The sequence below is a fragment of the Vibrio sp. ZOR0018 genome (genome assembly GCF_963865925.1).
In the GTDB taxonomy this organism is placed as follows: Bacteria; Pseudomonadota; Gammaproteobacteria; order Enterobacterales; family Vibrionaceae; genus Vibrio; species Vibrio anguillarum.
Genome location: NZ_CAWMCN010000099.1, coordinates 88,133 through 100,607, shown reverse-complemented (window position 1 = coordinate 100,607; position 12,475 = coordinate 88,133). Strand labels below are relative to the sequence as shown.

10 protein-coding genes are annotated in these 12,475 nt (G+C 41.1%); 5 read left to right on the top strand and 5 right to left on the bottom strand.

The features are described 5' to 3' along the window. Positions 1-123: 123 nt before the first annotated feature. Positions 124-1,776, bottom strand: a complete 1,653-nt coding sequence (locus AACR75_RS06925) for an AAA domain protein (RefSeq protein WP_047689312.1) — start codon at positions 1,774-1,776, stop codon at positions 124-126. Beyond that, on the bottom strand, positions 1,773-2,861 hold the full coding sequence (locus AACR75_RS06920) for a DUF4297 domain-containing protein (RefSeq protein WP_025630216.1): 1,089 nt from the start codon (positions 2,859-2,861) through the stop codon (positions 1,773-1,775). The genes AACR75_RS06925 and AACR75_RS06920 overlap by 4 nt, the downstream gene beginning before the upstream one ends. Positions 2,862-3,525: 664 nt before the next feature. Here AACR75_RS06920 and dinB (AACR75_RS06915) point away from each other — a divergent pair. The 5 genes from dinB (AACR75_RS06915) (at position 3,526) to AACR75_RS06895 (ending at position 9,748) form a co-directional block, all read left to right on the top strand. Continuing rightward, positions 3,526-4,575 (top strand): DNA polymerase IV, encoded by a 1,050-nt coding sequence (gene dinB / locus AACR75_RS06915; RefSeq protein ID WP_029847454.1) that lies wholly within the window; start codon positions 3,526-3,528, stop codon positions 4,573-4,575. 181 nt (positions 4,576-4,756) lie between these two features. Beyond that, on the top strand, positions 4,757-5,758 hold the full coding sequence (gene dinB / locus AACR75_RS06910) for a DNA polymerase IV (protein WP_052190336.1): 1,002 nt from the start codon (positions 4,757-4,759) through the stop codon (positions 5,756-5,758). A gap of 142 nt (positions 5,759-5,900) precedes the next feature. Continuing rightward, positions 5,901-6,644, top strand: coding sequence for a YggN family protein (locus tag AACR75_RS06905; protein WP_047689302.1), 744 nt, complete (start codon positions 5,901-5,903; stop codon positions 6,642-6,644). A 65-nt stretch (positions 6,645-6,709) separates the two neighbouring features. Further along, positions 6,710-8,266, top strand: coding sequence for a diguanylate cyclase (locus AACR75_RS06900; RefSeq protein WP_052190335.1), 1,557 nt, complete (start codon positions 6,710-6,712; stop codon positions 8,264-8,266). A 126-nt stretch (positions 8,267-8,392) separates the two neighbouring features. Next, on the top strand, positions 8,393-9,748 hold the full coding sequence (locus AACR75_RS06895) for a sodium-dependent transporter (protein WP_026027641.1): 1,356 nt from the start codon (positions 8,393-8,395) through the stop codon (positions 9,746-9,748). A gap of 106 nt (positions 9,749-9,854) precedes the next feature. On the opposite strand, the gene AACR75_RS06890 is transcribed toward AACR75_RS06895, so the two are convergent. From AACR75_RS06890 to AACR75_RS06880, 3 genes are read right to left on the bottom strand one after another with little or no spacing between them, the layout of a single operon-like run. Next, a complete protein-coding gene (locus tag AACR75_RS06890) occupies positions 9,855-10,952 on the bottom strand; it encodes a succinylglutamate desuccinylase/aspartoacylase family protein (RefSeq protein WP_088718002.1) in 1,098 nt (365 codons plus the stop codon). Then, a complete protein-coding gene (rimK, locus tag AACR75_RS06885) occupies positions 10,912-11,817 on the bottom strand; it encodes a 30S ribosomal protein S6--L-glutamate ligase (RefSeq protein ID WP_010320145.1) in 906 nt (301 codons plus the stop codon). Before rimK ends, AACR75_RS06890 begins: the two co-directional genes overlap by 41 nt. Beyond that, positions 11,817-12,257 carry an ATP-dependent zinc protease family protein gene (locus AACR75_RS06880; RefSeq protein WP_019282319.1) on the bottom strand — a complete coding sequence of 147 codons (441 nt, stop codon included), beginning with the start codon at positions 12,255-12,257 and terminating at the stop codon, positions 11,817-11,819. Before AACR75_RS06880 ends, rimK begins: the two co-directional genes overlap by 1 nt. Positions 12,258-12,475 lie beyond the last annotated feature (218 nt).

Below are 12,475 nucleotides of genomic sequence, written 5' to 3'. Positions count from 1 at the left end.
TTTGCAATGAGCTAACTGATGGTGAAGTTAGGTTAATTGAATAGGCTAGTTTAGTTGAGAGCCAGTGTAACTATGTGGAGACACACCCATTAGTTGAGTGTGTCTCCATATTAATGATTCAGGTTATGATAACGCAGCTTTTTGATAAAGAGGCATAATCTCTTGATAAACCTGATTGTAAAGCTCTGGTTTTAACAGACTGTATTTGTCAGTCATAGTCAGCGTTTTAAACTGATTCGTTTCTCTTTCTAATGAAACAGAGCCGATAATTAGTTGACAACTAGTTGATAGACCATCAATACATAAATCGAATAGCTTTTTCGTTGTGCGCGGATCTGGATCTTGCTGTTTAGGCGAGTCAATTACCACTGGAAGCATAGGGCTTGTCGATTTGTCTTCTATTGTTTTGAGAAGAGCATAGTGATAAGCCAATATTGCTCTTGGAGCACGACTGCCTGTTTCGCTCTTAGAAATCGGACCATATTGAAGAATAGTTCCAACTTTAGGATCTTTGATACCTAACTCAGTTTGTGCAAACTTCAGTGACTCTTTAAACTTGTCATTGATTTCTTTTGCTCGTTTCTTATCTTCGAACTTTGCTATTTCTTTTGAAAGCTTAGTTCTAACAACATCCAATTCACCAATTTTTTGCAGCAATTCATTAATTTGCTCATCGAAAGTCACCTCAACCTGCTTACTTGCCTGAGAGTTAATAACGTCCTGAAGAGACAATTGCTCTTTGACTTCCTGAAGCATCTCTTTGAGTTCTGAGCTTAGTCTTTTAGCATTTTTCAAATCTTCTTTTATTTTAGTGATTTGATCATCATATACAGACTTTTGCTCATACAACTCTGGTATGATTTGCAATAGCTTGTCTCTGTGTTCAAGTACCGCATACCTCGCTTCTAAGCCTGCTGATGGTGGCAAGGAATCTATATTATTTTCGTCGAGCTGTCTTTTCGACTCTTCGATTTCTGCTACTAGTTCATCCCGTAGAGACAATACTTCAATAAGCTTAATTCTGTATTCTGTCTCTTCTTTATGTAGGTCTTGGCACTTGTGAAGAAAGCGCTCAAGCAGCTCTTCATAATATTGTACATCCACATCAAAAAGTACTCTTCCAAATGACTCTTCGAATCTCTTCTTAGCTGCCTCTAGAGCTTTTAACGTCGCTCGGATTTCAACAAGATCGATATCAATTAAATTAATCTTTCCTTGTAAAGTGTAATATTCCTTTGGCTTTACACCAGTATGAAAATTCAAGATATTATTTTGCCAGTCCTTATACATTGCCAAGCTGCTAAATGAATCTAAAACTTTTCCCCAACCGTTATCTTGATCAATATAGTAAGGAAGATAGAGACTTGCTGGTTGTGCTTGTCCCTGAACCAAATTACTTTTTGTCACAAGTTCCAAATTGAAATCAAAAATATCACGTACAGTTAAAGCAATATCTGTGCGAGAACTAGAGGTCACTAAGTGATGCTCTTGTCCTTCTGTTATATCGAAGATGGAAATACGTTTTTCGTGGCGAAGAAACGCGTAGTCACGATTACTGACACAAATAACAACTTTTGAAACAAAGTCATCTTCTTTCCACTTTTTATCCAGTCGAATATCGGCACCTAATGTATGATATAGACTCTTAATAAAGCTAGATTTACCTGTGTCGTTCTCACCTGTAATGATATTTATGTCAGGTGAGAACTTGAAAGAAAACCCTTTCTTATCGCGAAGGGATAATATATGAGCACTTTTGAAGTAGATGCTTTTCATTCTTCACCTCCCTCAAATAGCTTCTGGATCACTGAGTAAACAACGATACATTCTTTCTTCCCTGACTTTAGAGTCAATGCATAATCTGGACAAAGTGCATCAATTTTGTGCATAGTTTCAGTCACGTATAGTTTCAAATCCGAGTGGACACTCGCCTCATCGTAAAGGCTAATTGCATACTCTAGATATACGGTCGATGGATTTTTTGTGTTTTGGTTAAGTTCGATGCAAACTTGTGAGAAAGTGGCTTGCAGTATAATAAGCTGGAGCGATGTTTTGCCAAGATCAGTGAATAGGGGACTCGCTTTGTTCCAATCGGGCTTTAAACTATTACTTACATTCAAGGAATCAAGTACACCGTTCAACGCTTCTGATGAGAAACCTTTTCGAGAGATAAGATCTGAAAAATCAATAATATCTGCGGATTTTACCTTGGATTTGTCTCGACACGCCTGTTCAAGCAAAGATGCTAATGCATTGACACTCAGGTTAGTACTATCGCCAAACTTCTTGCTAAGGAAATCGCATAGTTTACCTTTTAGATGTGTAATGTGGTCATCTAGGCTTAATGAGGATTGGACAAATCGCATGACAGAAAGATCGATACTGGAGTCATCAAGCTCTACTTGATCTTTGATTGCTTTCTTAAAGCTCGTCTGATGCTCTTTTTTGACTTCATTTGCACCAAAACAAGACTTACCACCGTTTTCCTCACACAGATTGAAAGAGGCATTAGTAACAAAAAGTAGCTTAGGTGAATATTCGGCGAAATTCTTATAATGAATAAATAACTTACCAATGATCGATACGGGTTTCTTCTTAGTACTACTACTCAGAATTGATGCAGTCCAGTGTTTTTCTCTTGTTTTTACTTGAGCAAATGTGAGGTCTGTTGGGGAAACTTCGTCATCAAGAATAAGAACATCATCATGATATTCGAAGATAAACACATAGTTCTTTTCATCTAGTTCATATTCCAGCATTTGAGACAACGCCCAGCAAGTTTGATAGTCAAACCCACGTTGAGCAATCTCACCGCCTCTTTCAGACTGTGGAATACTAATCAAAGCTTCAGCTAAACCCATATACTCCCTTATGTTTAGTTCAATGGACTCACGTAATCACATCATTAATTCGATTGAATGCAAATAGTAGCATTAGCACGAACTATTAGGTAACAAATTCTGATAGTTACGAATATGTGAACTGCAACATCAAAACAGGAAAGCTAAGTAAGCGACTTTGTTTATACTTAAGTTGATTCATGCTTTATTAATTTAAGCTATGACTCTAAACGATTTCTGTCCAAAACGAGTTTGTATGCCCCCAGTTTTTGTGTGATCAGTTTTTGGGTTAGCAAGGAAACGCATAACCCTCGTCTTCTAGTATGTTGCCATATGAGAGAGCCAAACAAGCCTCAGATTCCCATTAAGCGTAATACCTCTAGTAATTCCCGCTCTTTGCTGTTGGTTGAAGAAAGTAACGGCTCGAATGTTACTTGGGGAAGTAACGCTGCCCGTGTCTATGAAGACGGTTTCGGAGGGAGTCTAAGAGTATTTGATGAGCTTCGGCTTGGGGCATTTAGGAAAAGGATTGTTTCGGCTTTTTCATCTATATAGTTGAATAACTGCATCGTCAGATTCTTTTGCTAGAACTGGATTTGAATTGCTATAATGCTGTGCAAATATACAGTTAAAGGTGTTGAAAAAGGTTTATGCACTTAAACCATTCAAAAACATCGATTAAAGTATGCGAAAAATAATTCACATTGACCTCGACAGTTACTATGTCTCTGTAGAAGCAAGGGACAACCCCTCTTTACGTGGAATTCCTCTAGCTGTTGGAGGGAAAAATGGTCGCGGCGTTATTGCAACTTGTAGCTATGAGGCGAGAGCTTTTGGTGTGCGTTCGGCTATGTCTACAGCAAAAGCGTTACAACTTTGCCCAAGCTTAACGGTAGTGCCTGGAAATATGGAAAAGTATAAGGCGGTATCTAGGCAAATCCATGAAATATTTAGACGGTATACTGATGTAATAGAGCCACTATCCTTAGACGAGGCGTATTTAGATGTCACTGGTTCTAAGCTGTTTCAAGGTTCAGCAACTTTAATTGCAGAAGACATACGTAAATCTATTCAAACTGAATTGAACTTAACGGCTTCGGCAGGAGTTTCCCCATTGAAGTTTGTTTCTAAAGTCGCTTCAGATGTGAATAAACCTAATGGTATATGTATTGTCCCACCTTCTGAAATCCAAACTTTTATAGACGAATTAGAATTAGGGAAAATAAATGGTGTTGGGAAGGTGACGTTAGAGAAATTAAACAAACTCGGCTTGTATAAAGGGGAGGATGTTAAAAAATTCGATAAAAACACTTTAATTTCAAAATTTGGCAAATTCGGGCATACACTTTGGCAAAGGTGCAATGGTATTGATGATAGAGATATTGTTGTCGAAAGGATAAAAAAGTCAGTAGGGGTTGAACGGACATATTTAAATGATATTCATAATTTGGATGAATGCATACTTGCAATAAAGCCTTTGTATGTCGAATTAGAGCAAAGGTTAGAAAAAGCGCTTGCAGATAAAGTGATCACGAAACTTGGTGTAAAGTTAAAGTTCAATGATTTTCAACAAACAACGGTTGAACATAAGCATGATGAAATGGATATGCAGTTTTTTATCAACTTATGTGAAGAAGCCGTTGCTAGAAGTCATGGACGAAGTATACGTTTAGTCGGATTAAGTGTTGGTATTGAACCCAAGAAATCAACCGATCAATTACAACTCCCTTTGTGATTTTTGTAAGTGAATTTTTGGACGAAATGCCCATTTTTTACATAAATTTGTCAGATTTTTTTGTAAGGGGCTTTTGTAAGTGAAAATTTGCATCTAAACCTTCGTCATAAAAGCGCTTTCACTCACTCAGTCAGTCAAACTTACATTTTTCACCTAAGGGTTGGATGCCGCTGCGGTAGAAATGCGTGATAACCCCGAATATAGGCATCGCCCTCTAGCCGTTGGTGGTCATGAAAAGCAGCGTGGTGTGTTAAGTACTTGCAATTATGAAGCGAGGAAATTTGGCGTTCGTTCCGCCATGCCGACCGCTCAAGCTTTAAAATTATGCCCCAATCTGCTGGTCGTTCCGGGGCGGATGTCGGTATACAAAGCTATTTCCATTCAAATCCGACAGATATTCGAACGTTATACTTCCATTATTGAGCCGTTATCATTAGATGAAGCATTTCTTGATGTGAGTGATTCACCGCTATGTCAAGGAAGCGCAACATTGATAGCTCAAGCCATTCGCCATGATATTCACAACGAACTTCAACTGACCGCCTCTGCAGGTGTAGCACCTGTAAAATTTTTGGCTAAAGTGGCCTCTGATATGAATAAGCCTAACGGCCAATTTGTAATACCACCCGATAAAGTACAGCAGGTGGTCGATTCATTGCCGCTAGAGAAAATACCCGGTGTCGGTAAGGTTAGTCTGGAAAAGTTGCACCAAGCGGGTTTTTATAAGTGTGAAGATATCAAGCTAACGAACTATCGAGAGCTACTTCGTAACTTTGGCAGATTAGGCGCTTCACTATGGAAGAAAAGTCATGGAATTGATAATCGCGAAGTCGTGACAGAGAGGGAGCGCAAATCATTAGGTGTCGAAAGAACATTTAGTCAAAATATCTCAAGTTATGAAGAGTGCTGGCAGGTGATTGAACATCATCTCTATCCAGAGATAAAAGCGAGGTTAGACAGAGCGAGTGTTGATGGTTCGATTGTCAAACAAGGGATCAAAGTCAAGTTTGCCGATTTTCAACTTACGACGATTGAGCATCTTCATCCACAGTTAGAGCTCAATGATTTTCGAACCCTTTTGGAGAATATTTTGTTGCGGCAAAATGGGCGAGAAATTCGCTTACTTGGTTTACAGGTGATGTTAAAGCCAGAAATGCTCAATAAGCAGCTCAGTTTTTTTTAAATTAGTGAAACAAACTAACATTTATGTCATTAAATTGACGGTTTTTAGGTTGAAATCATTTATATTGCTAGCGAGAAATACTAACTCATCAAATATCCACGCCTGATATGGTTAGTCATAAAACGATCGATGAGAGAAAACAATGAAAAAAGTAGTGTTAGTCACTTTAATGTTGTTGAGCTCCCCTTTGTGGGCAGCGCAGTGCCGAGTTGATGTGAACCATGAAGTTCACCTTGATGGTGATAAGGTTGAAATTCTCAAAACGAGCACCGACACTGTTTTGATGGATACACAGAACAATCTTTATATCCGTGGTGAAAAGATGGAGCTCGACAGTGACCAGAAAACGGCCCTTGAGCAGTATAGAGAAAGCATGAATGCTTCATTGCCTAAAGTAAAACAGATGGCGAGTGATGGCTTAGCGTTGGCGAATGATATTTTGGATGATGTTGCGAAAAGTATTGAATCTCCCAACGCCTTCGATAGCGCCAAGCAATCCATAGCCGCTTTTTTTGCCAATATTGAATCTCGTTATTACAAAGATGGTGAGCTGGTTCTCCCTGCGCAGACTTTTGAATCAATGACGCAAACTTGGGCCGATGATTTTGAAAAAGCGAAAGCTTTATTTAACAAAGAGTTTATATCCGGTGCCTTCGATGCCCTTTCACTGAAAATGAGAGAAGAGGGTGGCTTAAACATCACAAAATTGACCGATACAATGGCGGACTTAAAAGTTAAGTTAGCCGAGCGAATTCAAGAAAACGCCGCCACAATTCAAAAAGAGAGTCGTGATTTTTGTGAGTCTCTTAATGATATGGTTGAGCAGGAACAACAACTGCACCAAAAAATACCAGTATTAAAAGATTATCAAGTCTTTACCATCTAAACTTAAAGAGCACATTCGGTGCTCTTTATTTGTGTCTATGATGTTAAGTTAATTTACTGGTATGGATGTTGTTTAATAATTTTAGTTTGAGACGGTTAACAGCATTAGTTTCAATAGCCTTCGTTGTGCTGTTTATTTTGTGTTATCTGCTATTTAAGTTTATGTGGTCTTATGATCGCGCCGTTGAAGATGCTCTTTCCTTGCAACGAGGTGAGGTTAACCGAGTTCGAACTGTTCTTAATATGCAAAAAACGGACATGGGGGCATCATTGGCTGATTATGCCGCATGGAATGAAATGGCCGATTTTATTGCTAAGCCTAATGATGATTTTATTCGCGACAGTATTGGTACTCACACCTTTGAATCCAAGTCATTAGACGGTATTTTTATTTTTAATCCAGATGTGCAATTAGTTTGGGGCCAGCGCTACGACTATGAGACTGGCCATGAAGCCAGTTATGATGCGATTCGATATAATTTTGGTGATATTTTAGCGGACGCGATGAAAGCACCAAAAGATTTCATCAAACCGAATCTCAGTTTTATCGTGATAGACGACAAACCTTTTATCGTTGCAACATCTCGGGTTTGTAATAGTGACGCAAAGGAATGCGACAAAGGTTATTTACTTTTTTTAAAAAGGATCAGTGGACAGTTTATCAATGAGCTTGTGATTGCAACTGGGGTGAATGTGGAAGTGATGCTGATCAAAAGTCTTAATGATCAAACCGTTGCCGCGCCAAATGAAGATAATATCTCTTACCTTGAAATGCTTGATTATCGCAATCGTCTTACTGTGTTGATTAAAGTAAGTCATACCGTTAAAGTCCCACCGTTTATTCAATGGCAGGAGCTGTCTGGGCTTGCTTCATTCTCTATCCTAATGTTTTTCTTGAACTTAGTTGTAGCGAATAAAGTAGTCAAGCCAATCAATGATGCCAATCAAGTACTGGATCAATTTAAAGCATCGGGTGGAAAGATGCCTAGTGAGCGATCCTTCATATCGAAGGAAATGAAAGAGTTTTCTCGTACGATGAACCAAATAGTATGGGAGCTGGAAACCAGTCGGCGTGAACTAAAATGGCAATCAGAGCACGATCCACTCACACGTATTGCGAACCGCCGTCGTTTAGAAAAGGTCTTTAAAAGCTATATCGTTGATTATCAATTTAGATATATCGTATTGTTTTTGATCGATATTGACTATTTTAAATTGTTCAATGATCACTACGGCCACTTAGAGGGTGATGAAGCATTGAAATCTGTTGCGACCAGCTTAAAAAAATTGGATTTTGGCGGTGAAAAACTGGTTGCTCGCTTTGGTGGAGAAGAGTTTTGTGTAGTTTTGGCGAGCGACATCGAAATTGATGGTCAAGCTTATGCTAAACGACTGATCGAATCGGTTGAATCACTGCGCATTACCCACCAATTTTCCCCGGCTAAGAAGACGCTTTCAATTAGTGTTGGAGGGGTTGAAATTGATACCCCACAGTTGAATCACTATCTAGATTTCTTTCATGTGGCTGATAGAGCACTTTATGCAGTCAAAGCACAAGGAAGAGGTCGTTATCTCGTGCAAAAATTCACCTCTAATCTCCCGTTAACATTGCCTGTTCAATAATCTTTACGCAGTAAATTCTGTTTATTTTTGCAATGCTTGTTTAATAAATAAGCAGTGGAATTGCTCTATTTGATTGCCTGTATTACCGTACTAGCTAACTAGTCTATTGATATTTGTGTGAGTGGTATGACACAGTCTGATTCTCGTGAACATTTTGGTTCACGTCTTGGTTTTATTCTTGCGGCGGCGGGTGCGGCAGTTGGCCTAGGTAATATTTGGGGCTTTCCAACCCAAGCGGCAAGCAACGGCGGCGGCGCATTCTTATTGGTTTATTTGGTGATGATCATGGTCGTTGCCTTCCCTATGTTAGTGGTTGAAATGGCGATAGGCCGTTTTGGGCAAGCAAACCCTGTTGATAGCATGCGCTCATTAACGCCTCATCCACTAGGTAAAATGGTCGGTGGCTTTGTCGGTTGGATTGGTTTGAGTGTTCCGAGTGCGGTACTGGCGTTTTACAGCATCGTCGGGGGCTGGCTAATCTGCTTTTTACTCGGTGCGATGACAGAGTTATTGGGTTTTGTGGAAATCACAGCTTGGTTGAAAGGGTTTAGTGTTGAGCGTAACTTATTCGGAACCTTAGTGTTTTATATTTTGACGATTCTAATCGTGCAAGGTGGTGTTAAAGACGGGATTGAAAAATGGTCAACGCGTTTAATGCCTGCATTGTTTGTACTGTTTGGTGTGCTGTTTGTTTACATCATGATGCAAACTGGAGCGATGGAAGGTTTACAACACTATTTAGTCCCTGATTTTTCAAAGGTGTTTGACAGACATCTCTTACTGGCGGCAATGGGGCAAGGTTTCTTCTCATTAACCATTGGTGGCTGCTCGATGTTGATTTACGGATCTTATCTGAGTAAGCAAGAAAACCTGCCGAAGATGGCACTAAATGTGACTTTAGTTGATACCGCCGTGGCTTTCATTGCTGGCCTTGTTGTGTTGCCTGCGATGTTTGTTGCGATGCATAAAGGGGTGGAAATCTATGCCGCTGACGGTTCTTTACTAAATTCAGATACGCTCGTTTTTACCGTGTTGCCATTGATGTTTGATAGCCTTGGTTGGATGGGGCAGGTGTTTGCTATCGTATTTTTCACTTTACTGACGATCGCCGCGTTAACCTCTTCTATCTCTATGCTGGAATGCCCTGTAGCCTTAGTCAGCGAGCGTTTTAATACGAAACGCGCACCAACAAGCTGGGTATTAGGCGCGTTAATTGCGCTAGTCAGTGTCGTTATTGTTTATAATTTTGGTGCGCTATTTGGCTTAGTGGCAACGGTTGCGACGCAATATTTGCAGCCGACAGCAGCGCTGATGTTCTGCCTATTTGGCGGTTGGGTATGGCGTCGTCACGCGAAAGTCAAAGAGTTAGAACAAGGTTTCCCTGAGTTCCAATTGGGTTGGTTTGGTAAAATCTGGCCTTGGTATGTGAAATTTGTCTGCCCTGTATTAGTGGCTACGGTGATTTGGGCTTCGTTCGGTTAATGAGTTACTTTCTTCATCCCACTCATGCTTAAACATAATAAAGCCCTTTGAATAAGGGCTTTATTATTGAACTTATGTGTCTCTATTGTTTAGACTTATCGACTATTTAGACCATCGACGGTGGCATCAAGTGTCCCGTGGTCAGAGGTTCTAAATCGCTGTCTGCGACCTCTTCAATAAAATCGCCCACGACTTGCTCAACCATCTCATCGCTTTGCGAGAAGTAGGCGAGATGGAATACGGCATCTCCTTCATTAACAAGAGGCAGAGTTTGTTGGCCAATCACAATACCACCCTTATTGGCTCTTAATTCGACTTCGACATGACCAAGCGGTGAGTTGATATAGGCAAGCACTTGTCCTTTTTCGACCTTGTCGCCAAGCGTCACTACAGTGCGCAAGATGCCATCGCTTTCGGCTCTTAGCCAACTGGTTGATTTTGCGATGATCGATGTCGGTACTGCCTTGCGACTTTTGCGCATCATACCAATGGCTTGCATGGTGCGTTTCACACCGACAATACCCGCATTGATGGCAATAGGTTCAAATTTTAGCGCTTCACCTGCTTCATAAGTTAATACAGTGATGCCTGATTTCTCTGCTTCACTTCTGAGCGAGCCATTACGCAGTGGAGAGTCGATGATCACTGGGGTTGCAAATGCTTGGGCAATACGCAAGGTTTCAGGATTAGTGAGATCGGCGCGGATTTGTGGCAAATTCGTGCGATGAATAGCACCAGTATGCAGGTCGATGATGTAATCACAACGTAAAGCGACTTGGGAAAAGAAAGTATGTGCAATGCGAGAGGCGAGGGAGCCAGTTTCACTTCCAGGGAAACAGCGATTGAGATCGCGTCGATCAGGAAGGTAGCGAGATTTATGAATAAAGCCAAAGGCATTGACGATGGGGACAACAATCAGTGTCCCTTTTAGTTTTTGCGGGTCGATGGAGTTGATCAGTTGACGGACTATTTCAACGCCGTTCAGTTCATCACCATGGATGGCGGCATTGACCATTAAGGTTGGGCCAGTGGATATTCCATTAATGATTTCGATAGGGATAGAGAGTGGCGAGTGTGTATAAAGCTTAGCCGCTTCTAGCTCCATTGCCTTGCGCGTTCCTGGGGGAACTGAATCCCCCAGGAAATGAAATGCTGTGTTTTTCCTAACCTTTGCCACGTGTTTTTGTCCCTTTCGTTGCCGCATTTTTTTCAATAAATTCGACAATCAACCCGGCGATATCTTTACCAGTAGCGGCTTCAATACCTTCAAGACCTGGCGATGAATTGACTTCCATCACTAATGGGCCACGTTCCGATCGCAAAAGATCCACACCCGCAACATTGAGACCCATAATCTTCGCCGCATCGATAGCCGTCTTACGTTCTAGAGGGGTGATTTTTACCAAAGAGGCCGTTCCGCCGCGGTGTAGGTTAGAGCGAAACTCACCATCGGCACCTTGCCGTTTCATGGCTGCGATAACTTTGTCGCCAATAACGAAACAGCGAATATCGGCGCCACCAGCCTCTTTGATGTACTCTTGCACCATGATATTGGCTTTCAAGCCCATGAACGCTTCGATCACACTTTCTGCTGCTTTGCGTGTTTCCGCTAACACTACACCGATGCCTTGAGTTCCTTCAAGTAATTTAATTACTACCGGTGCTCCTCCGACCATGTCGAGTAAGTCTTTGACATCATCGGGTTTGCTGGCGAAACCAGTAATTGGCATACCAATGCCGCGACGAGACAATAGCTGCATTGAGCGAAGTTTATCTCTGGAACGGCTAATAGCCACAGATTCATTGACGGGATAAACCCCCATCATTTCAAATTGGCGTAATACCGCAGTACCGTAAAACGTAACGGATGCACCAATACGAGGAATGACTGCATCAAAACCCGCTAACTCTTCACCTTTAAAGTGAATTTCGGGTTTTTCAGAATTGATATTCATATAGCAACGCAGCCCATCAATCACTTTGACTTGGTGGCCACGGCTTTTACACGCTTCAATCAGACGCTTGGTTGAATACAACGAAGCATTACGTGACAGAATACCAATTTTCATTATTTGCTCTCCTCGAAAGCGATTAAAAACGATTTAGTTGGATTAACTAAAATTCGACGGTGCATTGCGGTGCGACCTAATAGCATACGAAAACCCATATTTTCGCGATTGGTTAACGTTATTTCAATGGGCCAAGTTTGGCCGCCCAAACTGACGTCTGATTGAATAACGTAACGTGACTCTTCATGGCCACCGGAATCACGGACGATTCGTTCATCAATGACTTTAGCTTCGCACACTGTGACCTTGTCATTATTGCGCTGCACAGGGTGGATCCAAAAGCGAACCCAAAGAGTCTCTTCCTTGATGAAGCTCTCTACCTTAAATGCGTGTAAGCACGACGTGCGGGCTCCGGTATCGACTTTGGCATTAATTTGCTCAATACCTAACCCTGGAAGGCTGAGAGTTTCTCGCCATCCGACAATCATTTCTTCTTTCATCGCAGTTTCAATATTTTTGGAGAATGTAAGACGCCGCTAAGGAGTAGCCGCATCCCCGATACAACTTTTAAATGGTGTTATCGCTTGAAGAGAGTGTGCTGAATAACTCTAGGAACTTCAAGGGGGCGAACTCTAGCAGTCACAAAAAATGTGCGCTAATGAAATTAATTTGCCTTATCGATAAAATTAATTGATAGAAAAAGAGGTAAGGATTGATG